Source organism: Streptomyces solicamelliae (genome assembly GCF_045348655.1).
Lineage (GTDB): Bacteria > Actinomycetota > Actinomycetes > Streptomycetales > Streptomycetaceae > Streptomyces > Streptomyces solicamelliae.
On sequence record NZ_CP160404.1, the window covers coordinates 4,793,039 to 4,805,788 of the forward strand.

Below are 12,750 nucleotides of genomic sequence, written 5' to 3' on the forward strand. Positions count from 1 at the left end.
GAAGCTGCGCACCAGGAAGCCGCTGAGGCCCGGCGCGGTCCTCAAGAACCTCACCGCGCTGGTCCTCGCGCTGCTGTTCGTCTTCCCGGTCTACTGGATGTTCTCGTCCTCGCTGAAGCCGCAGCACGAGATCCTCGCCAAGGACCCGGTCTTCGTCTTCACCCCGACCTTCGAGAACTACGCGACCGCCACCGGCATCGACCTGTTCTGGACGTACGTCACGAACAGCCTCGTGGTCACCCTCGGCGCCGTGATCCTGGCCCTGCTGGTCGCCCTCGCGGCGAGCTTCGCGCTCGCCCGCATGAAGTTCAGGGGCCGCAAGGGCATCGTGCTCGTCGTGATGATGGCTCAGATGGCCCCCTGGGAGGTCATGGTCATCGCGATGTACATGATCGCCCGGGAGGGCGAGATGCTGAACAGCATCCCGCTGCTCACCCTCGTCTACTTCGTGATGGTGCTGCCCTTCACCATCTGGACCCTGCGCGGCTTCATCGCCGCGGTCCCGGCGGAGCTGGAGGAGGCCGCGCAGATCGACGGCTGCACCCGCGGCCAGGCCTTCCGCAAGGTGATCTTCCCGCTGCTCGCGCCCGGTCTGATGTCGACCTCGCTCTTCGGCTTCATCACCGCCTGGAACGAGTTCGCGATGATCCTGATGCTCAACAAGGAGAAGGAGTCGCAGACCCTGACGCTCTGGCTCACCCAGTTCCAGACCGCGTTCGGCAACGACTGGGGCGCGACCATGGCCGCGTCCACGCTCTTCGCCCTCCCCGTGCTCATCGTCTTCCTCTTCCTGCAGCGCAAGGCCGTCGGCGGCATGACCGCCGGCGCGGTGAAGGGATAACGGCTTCCATGACGACGCTCCTGACCGGGTCGGACACCCTGACCCGCGACGCCCTGACCGTCCTGCAGCCCGGCTTCCTCGGGACCACCGCACCCGACTGGCTGCTCCGGCGGATCGGCGAGGGCCTCTCCTCGGTGGGGCTCTTCGGCCGCAACATCACCGACCCGGCACAACTCGCCGCGCTCACCGCCCGGCTGCGCGCCGAGCGGGACGACGTCCTCGTCGCCATCGACGAGGAGGGCGGCGACGTCACCCGCCTGGAGGTCCGCGAGGGCTCCTCGTTCCCCGGCAACTACGCGCTCGGCTCCGTCGACGACGTCGAACTGACCCGGGCCGTCGCCCACGAACTGGGCCGCCGGCTCGCGGCCTGCGGCGTTGACCTCAACTGGGCCCCGTCCGCCGACGTCAACTCGAACCCAGACAATCCGGTCATCGGTGTCCGCTCCTTCGGACCCGACCCGCAACTCGTCGCCCGGCACACCGTCGCGTACATCGAGGGGCTCCAGGCGGCGGGCGTCGCGGCGTGCACCAAGCACTTCCCCGGACACGGCGACACCAACGTCGACTCGCACCACGCGATGCCCCGCATCGATGTGGATCCGGACACACTGCACGCCCGTGAGCTGGTGCCTTTCCGTGCGGCCGTCGCAGCGGGTTCCAAAGCGGTGATGAGCGCGCATATCCTGCTGCCCGCGCTCGACACCGATCGTCCGGCCACCCTGAGCCCGCGGATCCTCACCGGTCTGTTGCGCCGGGAGCTGGGCTACGACGGCCTGATCGTCACGGACGGCATGGAGATGCAGGCCATCTCCTCCGTCTACGGGATCGAGCGCGGCTCCGTCCTGGCCATCGCCGCCGGAGCCGACGCGATCTGCGTCGGTGGCGGCCTGGCCGACGAGGAGACCGTACTGCGGCTGCGCGACGCGCTGGTGACGGCGGTACGGTCCGGCGAACTGCCCGAGGAGCGGCTGGCGGATGCGGCGGCGCGCGTGCGTGCCCTCGCGTCCTGGACCCAGGCGCACCGGGTCAGGGGGGCTGTTTCGGGGCCGGGCGCGGCAGTGCAGGAGGGGACCGCGCCCGGCACCGACATCGGACTGGTGGCGGCCCGCCGCGCCGTTCGCGTCACGCCGGGGGAGTTCCCGTTCCGGCCGCTCATCGAGGCGCCGTACGTCGCCTCCTTCACGCCCGAGGCCAACATCGCGGTCGGCGACGAGACGCCGTGGGGCGTCGCCGCCGAGCTGGGCCGGCTGCTGCCGGGCACCGCGTCGGGCTCGTACGCCGAGCCGGCCGTGGCGGACGTGCTGGCTGCCGCGGGCGAGCGGCGGATCGTCGCCGTGGTCCGCGACGCGCACCGGCACGCGTGGATGACGGAGGCCCTGGACGGCCTGCTGGCGGCCCGTCCGGACACGGTGGTGGTCGAGATGGGCCTGCCCGAGGCGGAGCCCCGCGGGGCGCTGCACATCGCCACGTACGGCGCGGCCCGGGTCTGCGGCCGGGCGGCCGCGGAGCGGATCACCGGCGCCTGAGACCCCGAGGAGGGGAAGCGGAAGGGCCCGGCACCTCGATGGGGTGCCGGGCCCTTCCGGGTGTCCGTACCGCCTACAGGCCCTGCCAGGAGGGCTTGTTCGCGTAGGTGTGCCGGAAGTAGTCGGCGAGCTTCAGCTTGGACGCGGCGGCCTCGTCCACGACCACCGTGGCGTGCGGATGGAGCTGCAGCGCGGAGGCCGGTACGAGCGCGGCCACCGGGCCCTCGACGGTGGCGGCCACCGCGTCCGCCTTGCCCTCGCCGGTGGCGAGCAGCACGAGGTGACGGGCCTCCAGGATGGTGCCGATGCCCTGGGTGATGACGTGGTGCGGCACCTGGTCGATGTCGTTGTCGAAGAAGCGCGCGTTGTCGACCCGGGTCTGCTCGGTGAGCGTCTTGATCCGGGTCCGCGAGGCGAGCGAGGAGCAGGGCTCGTTGAAGCCGATGTGGCCGTCGGTGCCGATGCCGAGGATCTGCAGGTCGACCCCGCCGGCGGCGGCGAGCTCCCGGTCGTACGCCGTGCAGGCCGCCTGGACGTCCGACGCGGAGCCGTCCGGGCCGATGAAGGCGTCCGGGGAGAGTCCGAGCGGCTCGACGACCTGGCGCAGCACCGTCGAGCGGTACGACTCGGGGTGCCCGGCGGGCAGGCCGACGTACTCGTCCAGCTGGGCGACCCGGGCGCGCGAGGCGTCCACGGAACCGGACCGGACCTTGGCGATCAGGGCTTCGTAGATGGGCAGCGGAGTCGAACCGGTGGCCACGCCGAGCAGCGCGTCGGGCTTGCGCCACAGCAGGTCCGCGATGCCCTCCGCGATGAGTTCGCCGCCCGCCCGGGCGTCCGGGACGATGATGACTTCCACGCTGTGCCTGCCGTTCTGCCGAGGGGCTGGTGTGGACTGGTGGTATAGACCAATTGAAGCCCAATCTAGCAGAGCGGACCCTGTCGTTTCAGGCCCCTTCCAGGGGGCGGGCGGAACCCCTCTCATCGTCGATCGGAACCCCGTCCCCGGCCACCGGGCGGCCCGGTGGCCGGGAGGTCCCGGGGCGGGCGGGGGAGCGGGGGGAGTCGCGGCGCGGAAGCGGCCCGGAAGATCCGCGGGGCGCGGCCGGCCGGTCGAAGCTCGTGAGGCCCTCTGGGGCCGAGCGCCGCGAGGGCGGCGAAAAGGGAGGGGCGCCCGCGGGCCGCGGCGCCCGACGGGACCCTCAGCCCGTCCGGCACCGCAGCCCGGAGTTGCGCCGGCCGGGGGTGTGCGGCCCCGCGGCCGTTGGGGGAGGTCTCGGCGCAGTCAGGGCAGAGAGCGCCGGGTACCTCGTCCGTCCTCCTGTGCGGGGAGGGCGGAGGTCATCCACCTGCCATTGTGGACTAGACCAATCTGTGTGTCCATCCATCGGAAGCAGGCCGTTCCCGGTCCATCCTCCAACACCACGCCCCTGAGATCCAGGTTCACCGGCCGTGAATTCCACGGGTACGCTCGCACACGTGCCCTCCATGAACGACCTCGTACGCCAGCACACCGCTCTGAGCGAGTCCGACCTCGAGTGGCTCCACCTGCTGGTCTCGGAGTGGCAGCTGCTCTCCGACCTCTCCTTCGCCGACCTGGTCCTGTGGGTGCCCACCCTGGACGGCACCCGGTACGTCTCCGTCGCGCAGATGCGCCCGAACACCGGACCCACCTCCTACCAGGACGACATGGTCGGCCACCTCGTCCCGCGCGGCCGCCGCCCGCTGCTCGACGCCGCCCTCGACGAGGGCCGGATCGTGCGCGAGGGCGACCCGGAGTGGCGCGAGGAGGTCCCCGTACGGGTCGAGTCGATCCCCGTGCGCCGCGAGGGCCGGGTCCTCGGCGTGATCGCCCGCAACACCAACCTGCTCACCGTGCGGACCCCTTCGCGCCTGGAGCTGACCTACCTCCAGTCCGCCTCCGACCTGGCCCAGATGATCGCAGCCGGCTCCTTCCCGTTCCCCGGCGAGCAGGTCGACATGGACTCCGCCCCGCGTGCCGGCGACGGCCTGATCCGCCTCGACGCCGAGGGCATCGTCCAGTACGCCTCGCCCAACGCGCTCTCCGCGTACCACCGGCTCGGCCTCGCCGCCGACCTCGTCGGCCAGCACCTCGGCCAGATCACCGCCGAACTCGCCCCCTCCCGCGGCCCGGTCGACGAGGCCCTGGTCAAGCTGGCCTCCGGCTACGCGCCCCGCGAGGCCGAGGTCGAGGGCAACGGCGGCGTGATCCAGTTCCGCGCCATCCCGCTGAAGCCCAAGGGCACCCGCATCGGCTCCCTGGTACTCCTCCGCGACGTCACCGAACTGCGCCGCCGCGAGCGGGAGTTGATCACCAAGGACGCCACGATCCGGGAGATCCACCACCGGGTGAAGAACAACCTCCAGACCGTCGCGGCCCTGTTGCGCCTGCAGGCCCGCCGGATGGAGTCGGTCAGCGGCCGCGAGGCGCTGAACGAGGCCGTCCGCCGCGTGGGCTCCATCGCGATCGTGCACGAGACGCTCTCCCAGAACCTGGACGAGCGGGTGGAGTTCGACGAGATCGCCGACCGGGTCATCGCGATGGTGGCGGAGATCTCCCCGGGCAAGGTGACCTGTCGGCGCAACGGCCGCTTCGGCATCCTCGACGCCGAGGTCGCCACCCCGCTGTCCATGGTGCTCACCGAGGTCCTGCAGAACGCCCTGGAGCACGCGTTCGCCCCCGGCGAGACCGGCACGGTCGACGTCACCGCCGTCCGCGGCGAGCCCCGCGCCGACGCCCGGCTGCTGATCACCGTCACCGACGACGGCCGCGGACTGCCCGAGGGCTTCGACCCGAAGCGCGCCGGCAACCTCGGCCTGCAGATCGTACGGACGCTGGTGGAGGGGGAGTTGGGCGGCACGTTCGACATGCAGCCGGCCACCGGCCGCGGCACCCGCGTCGTCCTCGACGTCCCGGTCCAGCCGCAGAAGTGACAGCCCGCAGGAGTCACGGCCGCGGCAGGGACAGCGGCAGATGTGACGGCTCGTAGCCGAAACCGCCTCTGAACAGCCGCGAGCCCCGGACCGAATCGATCGGTCCGGGGCTCGAATGCTGTGGGTTACTGCTGCGCGCTGCGGCTCGAGGGCGGTGATTGCGTACTCGGTGTACGCGCCGCTCGCCTCAGACTCGTGTCACAGGTGGCGTCAGGCGCTCGCGTTGCGCGCCCGGTTGCGAGCGGCGCGGCGCTTCATCGCGCGGCGCTCGTCCTCGCTGAGGCCACCCCAGACGCCGGAGTCCTGGCCGGACTCGAGCGCCCACTGCAGGCACTGCTCCATCACGGGGCAGCGACGGCAGACGGCCTTGGCTTCCTCGATCTGCAGCAGCGCAGGACCGGTGTTGCCGATGGGGAAGAACAGCTCGGGGTCTTCCTCGCGGCAAACGGCGTTGTGACGCCAGTCCATGGCTGCTACCTCTCTTGGTATTACGTGCAGGTTGCTTGTGAATGTGAACGCTTTCACGAATCCCCCCGCAAGGGAAGGGCCGACTGCCAGTTGAACTGGTGTGGTCCTTGGAATGAGGAGGGGTTCTGGCTCTCAGTGGAGGCCGGTGTTGCGGGCCGTCCCGATCGCCATGTAGAGATTCGCAAACCTCGGCTGCGGATACAACCCCTTCCGGAAAGTTTTTTTTGATTCCTCGGTGTCGGCTAGGTCACAGCCGTACTTCTAGGGGGTGGATGGCAGCCTAAACGTTCGACTGGAAGGACTTTCGGTCCTTCTGGTCACACAATCACACGCAGTGCACGGCGTACGCCTGTGAACGTCACGCTCGTACGCAGGCCGAGGTGGTCTCCGTCCATCTGAAGGGGGAGCGGCACCTTCGAATGCAAGGTGAAGTCCGTCAGATCGTGCAGGGACCGTGCATGCCTGCCGTGTGGGCCGCGCTCCGGCGACGAAGTGAGCAGCTGAGTGGCGTACCGGGCCATCGCGGGGGCCGACAGACGGCTCAGTCCGAGCACGTCGAGGGCCGTCTCGAAGGACGCCCCCGGAGACGCGTACACCGGACGATTGCCCAGGTAGGTCCAGGGGGACGTGTTGCAGATTATGGACAGGACCAGGTCCTCGACGGGGTCCTGACCCGGCCGCTCCAGGGTGATCGTCCCCTGCCGGCGATGCGGCTCCTCCAGGAACTGGCGGAACGCCTGGCGCAGATAGAGGGCGTGCGTCGAACGCCTGCCCCGTTCGCGCTGCTGTTCGACCCGGCCGATCACGCCGGCGTCGAAGCCGTACCCGGCGCAGAAGGTGAACCAGCGGGCCGGCACCGCTTCGTCCTCCGTGCCCGGCGTCCCCGACGCCAGACCGAGGCTCACCGTGCGTGTCCGCTCCTCACGCACCGCGTCGAGCAGGGCGCCGGTCGCCTCGACCGCGTCGTTCGGCAGTCCGAGCGCGCGGGCGAACACGTTCGTCGACCCGCCCGGGACCACCGCCAGGCCGGGCAGCCGGTCCGGATCCGGGCCGCCGTGCAGCAGCCCGTTCACCACCTCGTTGACCGTCCCGTCGCCGCCCAGCGCGACCACCAGCTCGGTCTCCCCGCCCTCGGCGGCCCGCCGGGCCAGGTCGCGGGCGTGCCCCCGGTACTCGGTGGTCACCGCCTCCAGCTTCATCTCGCTGGCCAGCGCACGGATCAGCACGTCACGGGTCCGCGCACTGGTGGTGGTGGCTGCCGGATTGACCACGAGAAGTGCGCGCATGGCGGCCAGGGTACCTACCGTTCGGTACTCGTCCCAGTCCGGTCCGCGGGCCGGGACGCTGCCGACCGGGCCCCTCCGGGCCCCGGCTACCCTGCCTGCATGAGCAGTACGGAGCAGACCCCCACCCGTCCCGGGCGCATCGCCGCCGCCGCCGCGGTGGCCGGCATCGAGGCCCTCGCCCTCGTGGTCGGCGGCCTCTACCTCCTGGTGACCGCCCTGACCGGAAAGCCCGACGGCCTCACCCAGGCCGTCACCGGCGGGGCGACGCTGATCGCCCTCGGTCTCATCCCGCTCGCCGCCGCCCGCGGCCTGTGGCTGCTCCGCTCCTGGAGCCGGGGGCCGGCGATCATCACCCAGATCCTGGCGCTCCCGGTGGCCTGGCAGCTGCTCCAGGCGGACAGCGTGCTCATCCCGGGCGGCATCGCCCTCGCCGTGCTGGCCGTCACCGGACTGACGCTGCTGATCAGCCCGGCGACGACCCAGGCGCTCGGGATCCGGCGCCCGGGCCAGGACGCCTCGTAACGCGGGCTTCGCTCAGGGCCGCGTCACTCCTCGACGAGCAGCTTCTCCCGCAGCTGCGCCAGCGTGCGGGCGAGCAGCCGGGAGACGTGCATCTGCGAGATGCCGACCTCCTGCGCGATCTGCGACTGGGTCATGTTCCCGAAGAAGCGCAGCAGCAGGATCCGCTTCTCACGCGGCGGAAGGTCCTCGAGCAGCGGCTTCAGGGACTCGCGGTACTCGACGCCCTCCAGCGCCTCGTCCTCCGCGCCCAGCGTGTCCGCCACCGCCGGCGACTCGTCGTCGGTGTCCGGGACGTCCAGCGAGAGCGTCGAGTACGCGTTCGCGGACTCCAGGCCCTCCAGGACCTCCTCCTCCGAGATCCCCAGCTTCTCGGCCAGCTCGTGCACCGTGGGGGAACGGCCGTGCCGCTGGGACAGCTCCGCCGTCGCGGTGGTCAGCGCGAGCCGCAGCTCCTGGAGCCGACGCGGCACCCGCACCGCCCAGCCCTTGTCGCGGAAGTGCCGCTTGATCTCGCCGACGACCGTGGGCGTCGCGTACGTCGAGAACTCGACACCGCGGTCCGGGTCGAACCGGTCCACCGACTTGATCAGGCCGATCGTGGCGACCTGCGTCAGGTCGTCGAGCGGCTCGCCGCGGTTGCGGAACCGGCGGGCCAGATGCTCCACCAGCGGCAGGTGCATCCGCACCAGCTGGTTGCGCAGCTCCGCCTTCTCCGCCGATCCCTCCGGCAGGCCGCGCAGCTCCACGAACATCGCCCGGGCGCCGCTCCGGTCCTGCCCCGTCGAGGGGGCCTCCTGCGGATCGGGGCCCTCGTTCCGGTCCTGCTGTTCTTTCTGTTCCTGCTGCTCGTGCTCGCTCATATGGACCGCCCTCCCCCAGGGCTCCGCCTGGGAGGTACCCCCAACCTGCGCCTGCTCGGTAGCTTGCTGTCCAGGGATGCCCGCCGTGGCGCGCTCGTCGCTCACGCCGGGCCTGGTCCGGCGCCGCGCTGTTTGTACAGGCTGATGGAGACCGTACGGTCCTCCGCGACGGAGGACTCGACCTTGCCGGCCAGCGCGGAGAGCACCGTCCAGGCGAAGGTGTCCCGCTCCGGGGCGCGGCCGTCGGTCGTCGGGGCCGAGACCGTCACGTCGAGCGAGTCGTCGACGAGACGGAACACGCAGCTGAGGACGGAGCCGGGCACGGCCTGCTGGAGCAGGATCGCGCAGGCCTCGTCGACCGCGATGCGCAAGTCCTCGATCTCGTCGAGGGTGAAGTCCAAGCGTGCGGCCAGACCCGCCGTGGCCGTACGCAGCACGGACAGATAGGCGCCCGCAGCGGGCAGCCGGACTTCCACGAAGTCCTGGGTCCCGGGCTCGCCTGCGATCTGGGACACCCTCACCTCCAAGGTGGCACAAGCTCATTCGGGGCCCGGGGGAGCGGGGCTCCTCCGGACCGGGCGGTACGCAGTCGGTCACTGGTCCGCCGTGAAACTATCGCGATCCGTGGTCCCGTGTCGCCGTGGGTCCCCGTCCGGCCGTTCCCCACCGAGTGTCACTCATGGTAAGTCCACGAGTACGGAAAGTGGCTAGAGGTCGGCGGCGCCCAATTGCGAGGAACCGGCAGTCCTTTGACCGGGGTGACGTACCCAGGCCTCAGACGATCGAACCGTCCACGAAGCACCACCGCCAGCTCTCCTCGGGTTCGAAGGTGCGCATCACCGCGTGCCCGCTGACGGTGAAGTGCGCGGTCGCGTGCCGCCCCGCCGACGAGTCGCAGCAGCCCACGTGCCCGCAGTGCAGGCAGAGCCGCAGCTGCACCGGGTGCGCCCCGGTGGCCAGGCACTCCGGACAGGTCGGGCTCAGGGGCGGCGGCTCGGGGCGCGGCAGTTCGGCAACGTGCGGACACTCGCTCATGATGGCCAGGTTACGTGGCACGTGGGACTGCGGGGACGGGAGAGATGGACGCACTGGAGCTGGTGGGACTGGTGGCGGTCAGCGCCGTGGTGGCGGGGGCGGCGCGCAGGACGCCGGTGGCCGCACCGCTGCTCCTGGTGGCGGCGGGGCTGGTCGCCTCGTACATCCCCGGGGTGCCGGAGTACGCCCTGGACCCGCACATCGTGCTGCCGCTGATCCTGCCGCCGCTTCTCTACACCGCCGCGGTGGACTCCTCGTACCTCGACCTGCGGGCGAACATCCGGCCCATCGCGCTGCTGTCGGTCGGCTACGTGCTCTTCGCGACCTTCGCCGTCGGCTGGCTCGCCTACGTCCTGATCCCCGAGCTGCCGCTGACCGCGGCGCTGGTCCTCGGCGCGGTCGTCGCCCCGCCGGACGCGGTGGCCGCCACCGCGATCGCCCGCCGGCTCGGGCTGCCCAACCGGATCACCACGATCCTGCAGGGCGAGTCCCTGGTGAACGACGCCACCGCGATCACCGCCTACAAGGTCGCCCTGGCGGCCGCCGTCGGCGAGGGCGTGAGCTGGGCCGGCGGGCTCGGCGAGTTCGCGCTGGCCGCCGTCGGCGGCGTGGGCGTCGGACTGGTCCTGATGGCGCCGATCCACTGGCTGCGCTGCAAGCTGAACGACCCACTGCTGCAGAACACCATGTCCCTGCTGATCCCCTTCGTCGCCTACGCGGCCGCCGAGGAGGTCCACGCCTCCGGCGTCCTCGCCGTCGTCGTGGTCGCCCTGTACCTCGGGCACCGGGCCTGGCAGGTGGACTTCGCGACCCGGCTCCAGGAGGAGGCGGTGTGGAAGATGGTCGCGTTCATCCTGGAGTCCACCGTCTTCGCGCTGATCGGCCTCCAGCTGCCGTACGTCGTCCAGGAGCTCGGCCCGTACGGGATCGGCGAGGCCGCCTGGTACGCGCTCGGGGTCTTCCTCGCCGTCGTGGCGGTGCGGTTCGTCTGGGTCTTCCCGGCGACCTATCTGCCGCGCTGGATCTCGCCGCGGATCCGGGAGCGGGAGCCCGGGGTGAACTGGACCGCGCCGGTGATCGTCGGATGGGCCGGGATGCGCGGGGTGGTCTCGCTGGCGATCGCGTTCTCCATCCCGGTGATGACCGACGGCGAGCCCTTCCCGGCCCGCAACCTCGTCCTCTTCCTGACCTTCACCACCGTCATCGGCACCCTCGTGGTGCAGGGGCTCACGCTGCCGCCGCTGATCCGGGCCGTGAAGCTGCCCGCCCGCGACGTGCGGGCGGAGACGCTGGCCGAGGCGCAGGCGCAGAGCGAGGCGTCCCGGGCCGCCGAGGAACGTCTGGAGGCGCTGCTCGCCGACGAGCGCAACGCGCTGCCGCAGCCGCTCGCCGACCGGCTCAGGACCGTCGTGGAGCGGCGCCGGAACGCGGTGTGGGAGCGGCTCGGCCAGGCCAACCCGGTCACCGGCGAGACCGTGGACGACACCTACCGGCGGCTGTCCCGCGAGGTCATCGAGGCCGAGCGGGAGGTCTTCGTGCAACTGCGGGACACGCGCCGGATCGACGACGAGATGATGCGCACGCTGCTGCGCCGGCTGGACCTGGAGGAGGCGGCGGCCTACCGGGAGGAGACGGCGGACTGATCGACCGGCGGCGAGCAGCCTCGGTGGCGGTCACTCGCCGCGACGATCACCCTCGCCGGTGAGTGCGCGGACGTTCGAGCCATCCCCCGAACCGGTGATCACGGCGGCCAGCCGGGTCCCGGACGGGAACGCGCCCTCCTCGGCGAGCGCCAGGAGGCCGTACAACATTTTGGCGACATACAGACGCTCGACGACGAGCCCGTGCCGCGCTTCGAAGTCCCGTGCGAACGCGTCGAGCGCCGGGTCCGTCCGCGCGTAGCCGCCGAAGTGGAACCGCTCGTCCAGGCTCCACGCGCCCCTGCGCCCGCCGAGGGCCGCCTCCTGCAGCTCCTCCACCGCCGCACCCAGGAAGCCGCCCCTGAGGACGGGGACGCCGAGCGCGCGCTGCTCCGTGCCGAGCCCGGCCGCCAGGCCGGCCAGGGTGCCACCGGTCCCGCAGGCCACCGCGGCCACGTCGACGGGCGCCTCGGCAAGCTCCCGGCCCAGCTCCAGGCAGCCCCGTACGGCGAGCGCGTTGCTGCCGCCCTCGGGGACCACGTACGTCCCCGGCGGCGCGTCCCGCAGCAGCTCCGCCAGGACCGCCGGGTCGTCCTTGGCGCGGTACGTGCTCCGGGCCACGAACACCAGCCGCATCCCGTCGGCCGCGCAGCGGGCCAGCGACGGGTTGAGCGGCCGTTCCGCCAGTTCGTCGCCGCGGACCACGCCGGTCGTGGCGAAGCCGAGCAGCCGGCCGGCGGCGGCGGTCGCGCGCAGGTGGTTCGAGTACGCCCCGCCGAACGTGAGCACCGGCCGCCCGGCGGCGGCCTCCAGGTTGAGCGCCAGCTTGCGCCACTTGTTGCCCGGCAGGTCCGGGTGGATCAGGTCGTCCCGCTTCAGCAGCAGCCGTACGCCGTGCCGCTCGAAGCGCTCGTCCACGACCGCCTCCAGCGGGGAAGGGAGGCGGGGTCGCAGGCGGGAGACGGTCACCCGCTCATTGTGGCGGGACGGCCGTCCGCCCCGCCGCGCGGGCCGGGCTACCGCAGGCGGTCCGCGATCCGCGACCGCATCGACGCCATGGTGAAGCCGCGCGGGTCCACCTTGCCCGGCTGCCACTCCAGGTGGCCGATCACCGAGCGGTGGGTCCAGCCGTGGACCCGGCAGACGGCCGCGGCGGCCTTCTCGATGGCCTCCAGCTGGACCTTGGGCCACGGGTCCTTGCCGTCGCCGAGGTTCTCGCACTCGAAGCCGTAGAAGTGCCGGTTGCCGTCCGTCGTGGCCTCGTTGTCGGGCGGCAGCCGCTGCTCGGCGATCACTGCTCGCAGCACGTCGTCGTCCCCGGCGCCCGCGTGGTTGGCGCGGCCGTAGCCGACGAGGTGGACCTTGCCGTCCTTGGCGATCACGCCATGGCACAGCGGTCCCGGCAGCGCGCTGTGGCCGTCGCGGCAGAGCCGTACGGTGGCCGCGGTGCCCCGGGTGGCCGTGTGGTGGATCATCACGCCGTGCACCGGCCCCCAAGGGCCCTTGTGGTTGCGGTTGTGGGTGCGCCAGTCGCCGACCTGGACGACCGTCAGGCCCTCTGCGCGGAGCGCGGAGAGAAACCTGCTCGCGGACATGGGTGTCGCCATGACCGCCTCC

Annotated in this window: 13 protein-coding genes; 5 read left to right on the plus strand and 8 right to left on the minus strand. The window is 71.7% G+C overall.

The features are described from left to right. Positions 1-4 precede the first annotated feature (4 nt). Positions 5-841 carry a carbohydrate ABC transporter permease gene (locus ABZO31_RS22465; protein WP_406865433.1) on the plus strand — a complete coding sequence of 279 codons (837 nt, stop codon included), beginning with the start codon at positions 5-7 and terminating at the stop codon, positions 839-841. Positions 842-849: 8 nt separating this feature from the next. Next, a complete protein-coding gene (locus ABZO31_RS22470; RefSeq protein ID WP_406863059.1) occupies positions 850-2,367 on the plus strand; it encodes a glycoside hydrolase family 3 protein in 1,518 nt (505 codons plus the stop codon). Positions 2,368-2,440: 73 nt separating this feature from the next. Here ABZO31_RS22470 and nagB read toward each other — a convergent pair whose 3' ends face one another. Then, positions 2,441-3,226, minus strand: a complete 786-nt coding sequence (nagB, locus tag ABZO31_RS22475) for a glucosamine-6-phosphate deaminase (RefSeq protein WP_406863060.1) — start codon at positions 3,224-3,226, stop codon at positions 2,441-2,443. 629 nt (positions 3,227-3,855) lie between these two features. On the opposite strand from nagB, the gene ABZO31_RS22480 reads away from it, so the two are divergent. Continuing rightward, positions 3,856-5,322, plus strand: a complete 1,467-nt coding sequence (locus tag ABZO31_RS22480; protein ID WP_406865434.1) for a sensor histidine kinase — start codon at positions 3,856-3,858, stop codon at positions 5,320-5,322. A gap of 210 nt (positions 5,323-5,532) precedes the next feature. Here the strand turns inward: ABZO31_RS22480 and ABZO31_RS22485 are convergent, their stop codons facing one another. Beyond that, a complete protein-coding gene (locus tag ABZO31_RS22485; RefSeq protein WP_003953983.1) occupies positions 5,533-5,790 on the minus strand; it encodes a WhiB family transcriptional regulator in 258 nt (85 codons plus the stop codon). 317 nt (positions 5,791-6,107) lie between these two features. Then, the gene (locus tag ABZO31_RS22490) at positions 6,108-7,076 is read right to left on the minus strand and encodes a diacylglycerol/lipid kinase family protein (protein ID WP_406863061.1); all 969 of its coding nucleotides are present in this window, start codon (positions 7,074-7,076) and stop codon (positions 6,108-6,110) included. A 99-nt stretch (positions 7,077-7,175) separates the two neighbouring features. On the opposite strand from ABZO31_RS22490, the gene ABZO31_RS22495 reads away from it, so the two are divergent. Further along, positions 7,176-7,598: a hypothetical protein gene (locus ABZO31_RS22495; RefSeq protein ID WP_406863062.1), complete on the plus strand. Its 423-nt coding sequence runs from the start codon at positions 7,176-7,178 to the stop codon at positions 7,596-7,598. 23 nt (positions 7,599-7,621) lie between these two features. Here ABZO31_RS22495 and ABZO31_RS22500 read toward each other — a convergent pair whose 3' ends face one another. The 3 genes from ABZO31_RS22500 to ABZO31_RS22510 form a co-directional block, all read right to left on the minus strand. Continuing rightward, entirely contained in the window at positions 7,622-8,671 is a 1,050-nt protein-coding gene (locus ABZO31_RS22500) for an RNA polymerase sigma factor SigF (RefSeq protein ID WP_406865435.1), read from the minus strand. Continuing rightward, a complete protein-coding gene (locus ABZO31_RS22505; protein ID WP_015036094.1) occupies positions 8,560-8,973 on the minus strand; it encodes an anti-sigma regulatory factor in 414 nt (137 codons plus the stop codon). Before ABZO31_RS22505 ends, ABZO31_RS22500 begins: the two co-directional genes overlap by 112 nt. 259 nt (positions 8,974-9,232) lie before the next feature. Then, on the minus strand, positions 9,233-9,493 hold the full coding sequence (locus ABZO31_RS22510) for a UBP-type zinc finger domain-containing protein (protein WP_406863063.1): 261 nt from the start codon (positions 9,491-9,493) through the stop codon (positions 9,233-9,235). A 44-nt stretch (positions 9,494-9,537) separates the two neighbouring features. Between ABZO31_RS22510 and ABZO31_RS22515 the strand changes: the two genes are divergently transcribed. Then, positions 9,538-11,136: a Na+/H+ antiporter gene (locus ABZO31_RS22515; RefSeq protein WP_406863064.1), complete on the plus strand. Its 1,599-nt coding sequence runs from the start codon at positions 9,538-9,540 to the stop codon at positions 11,134-11,136. 30 nt (positions 11,137-11,166) lie between these two features. Here ABZO31_RS22515 and ABZO31_RS22520 read toward each other — a convergent pair whose 3' ends face one another. Next, on the minus strand, positions 11,167-12,102 hold the full coding sequence (locus ABZO31_RS22520; RefSeq protein ID WP_406863065.1) for a 1-aminocyclopropane-1-carboxylate deaminase/D-cysteine desulfhydrase: 936 nt from the start codon (positions 12,100-12,102) through the stop codon (positions 11,167-11,169). Positions 12,103-12,149: 47 nt separating this feature from the next. Continuing rightward, positions 12,150-12,740, minus strand: a complete 591-nt coding sequence (locus ABZO31_RS22525) for an N-acetylmuramoyl-L-alanine amidase (RefSeq protein ID WP_406863066.1) — start codon at positions 12,738-12,740, stop codon at positions 12,150-12,152. Positions 12,741-12,750: the final 10 nt, after the last annotated feature.